Source organism: Sphingomonas sp. 66-10 (assembly GCF_001897045.1).
GTDB classification, from domain to species: domain Bacteria; phylum Pseudomonadota; class Alphaproteobacteria; order Sphingomonadales; family Sphingomonadaceae; genus Sphingomonas; species Sphingomonas lycopersici.
Genome location: NZ_MKRR01000051.1, coordinates 2,332 through 4,250, shown reverse-complemented (window position 1 = coordinate 4,250; position 1,919 = coordinate 2,332). Strand labels below are relative to the sequence as shown.

The following is a 1,919-nucleotide window of genomic DNA, read 5'->3' as shown; positions in this document are numbered from 1 at the left end:
GTCGCTGAGCGACTGCGTGGCGAAAATGACGGAGGCGTTCTTCTTGCGCAGCGTCTTCAGCCATTCGCGGAGTTGGCCGGCGAAACCCTCGTCATCAAGGGCGAGCCAGCCTTCATCGACGATGATGAGCGTCGGCGAGCCATCGAGCCGGTCTTCGATGCGGTGGAACAGATAGGCGAGCACCGCCGGCGCCGCTTCCGTGCCGATCAGCCCTTCGGTCTCGAACGCTTGCACCGTCGCAGTGCCGAGATGTTCGCTCTCGGCGTCGAGCAGCCGACCGTAAGGGCCGCCGATGCAGTACGAGCGCAACGCCTGCTTCAGATCGTTGGACTGGAGGAGGACGCAAAGGCCGGTGATGGTGCGTTCTTCGATCGGCGCGGAGGCGAGCGAGGTCAGCGCCGTCCAGATATGTTCCTTCACCTCCGGGCTGATCGGCATGCCCTCGCGCATCAGGATGGCGACGATCCAGTCGGCTGCCCAAGCCCGTTCGGCCGTGTCATCGACGCGGGCCAACGGTTGTAGCGATACGCTCGCAGCGCTACCTTCCGTCAAACCGCCACCGAGATCGTGCCAGTCGCCGCGCATGGCGAGTGCTGCGGCGCGGATCGAACCGCCGAAGTCGAAGGCGAACACCTGCGCGCCGAGATAACGGCGGAACTGCAAGGCCATCAGGGCCAGCAGCACGGATTTGCCGGCGCCGGTCGGGCCGACGATCAGGGTGTGGCCGACATCGCCGACATGGAGGGAAAACCGGAACGGGGTCGAACCTTCGGTCTTGCCGAAGAGCAGCGGGGGGGCTGCAAAATGTTCGTCCCGTTCCGGCCCCGCCCACACCGCTGACAAGGGTATCATGTGGGCGAGATTGAGCGTCGAGACCGGCGGCTGGCGGACATTGGCATAGACATGCCCCGGCAAGCTGCCGAGCCAGGCGTCTACCGCATTGATGGTCTCGGGCATGGCGGTGAAGTCACGGCCTTGGATGACTTTCTCGACCAGGCGCAGCTTTTCGTCGGCGGTGCGTGGATCGGCATCCCACACCGTCACCGTGGCGGTGACATAGGCGATGCCGGCATAGTCCGCGCCGAGTTCCTGTAGCGCCAGGTCGGCGTCCGCCGCCTTGTTCGAGGCATCGGTATCGACCAGAGCCGACGCCTCGTTGGTCATCACCTCTTTCAGGATCGCCGCGACGGACTTGCGCTTGGCGAACCATTGGCGGCGGATTTTGGTGAGGAGCTTGGTGGCGTCGGTCTTGTCGAGCAGGATCGCGCGTGTGCTCCACCGATACGGAAACGCCAATCGATTCAGCTCGTCGAGCAGGCCGGGCGTGGTCGCGGTCGGAAAGCCGGTGATGGTCAGTATGCGCAGATGCTGGTTGCCGAGCCGGGGTTCGAGGCCGCCGGTGAGCGGCTGATCGGCGAGCAGTGCATCCAGATATATCGGCGTTTCAGGCACGCGCACGCGGTGCCTCTTGGTCGAGACGCAGGCGTGCAGATAGGTCAGCGTCTCGGCATCATTGAGCCAGGCGCATTCCGGCATGAAGGTTTCGACGAGGCGCAGGATGCGATCGGTGCGATCGGCGAAGCCGGTCAGAGCCTCGCGGGGATCGAGTCCCTTCTGGTCGCGGCCTTCATAGAGCCAGCTTTCGGCGCGCGCGGCATCTTCGGCCGGTGGCAGATAGGTGAAGGTCAGGAAATAGCTCGACTCGAAATGCGCTCCGGCTTCTTCAAAGTCGGCCTTGCGTTCGGCATCGACCAGCGCAGAGGCCGAATCCGGAAACCGGCTTTCGGGATAGCGATTGGAGACGTGGCGCTGTGCTTCGACGAAGATCGCCCATCCTGAGCCGAGACGACGGAAGGCGTTGTTCAATCGTCCCGCCACCGCGACCAGTTCGGCGGGCACCGCCGAATCCAGATCAGGCC

The 1,919-nt window shown here is 64.4% G+C and carries 1 protein-coding gene; it reads right to left on the bottom strand.

The window, feature by feature from the left end; all coding sequences use genetic code 11:
* Positions 1-1,919: conjugal transfer protein TrbE (trbE, locus tag BGN95_RS05675; RefSeq protein WP_286771911.1), on the bottom strand; the 1,919-nt coding region annotated here is incomplete at both ends.